This window comes from Bacillus sp. SIMBA_008, assembly GCF_046535495.1.
In the GTDB taxonomy this organism is placed as follows: domain Bacteria; phylum Bacillota; class Bacilli; order Bacillales; family Bacillaceae; genus Bacillus; species Bacillus subtilis.
The window spans coordinates 1-233 of the sequence record NZ_JAWRWL010001328.1 but is presented as its reverse complement, the minus strand read 5'-3'; the positions used below and the strand labels follow the sequence as shown (position 1 = coordinate 233).

Genomic DNA, 233 nt, shown 5'->3' with positions numbered 1-233 from the left:
CACAACTTCTCCTCTAAAAAGCCCTTTAGGCATAACCCCAATGACTTGCCCGCCATGTCTTAAGACCTCATCTGCAATGGCACCCATCAATCCAATTCGTGAACCGCCATATACAAGACGGATGTCTTGCTCTGCCATATAAGTTCCCAGCTCTACAGCCTTTTCTTTGTAGACATCCTTCACGCCTGGATTCGAACCAGCAAACACACAAATCGTTTTCATCAAAACAGCTC

The 233-nt window shown here is 45.9% G+C and carries 1 protein-coding gene; it reads right to left on the bottom strand.

All coding sequences use genetic code 11. The features are described 5' to 3' along the window. The coding region (locus tag SB658_RS27760) for an LOG family protein (RefSeq protein ID WP_410603806.1) at positions 1–222 on the bottom strand (222 nt) is incomplete at its 3' end. Positions 223–233 lie beyond the last annotated feature (11 nt).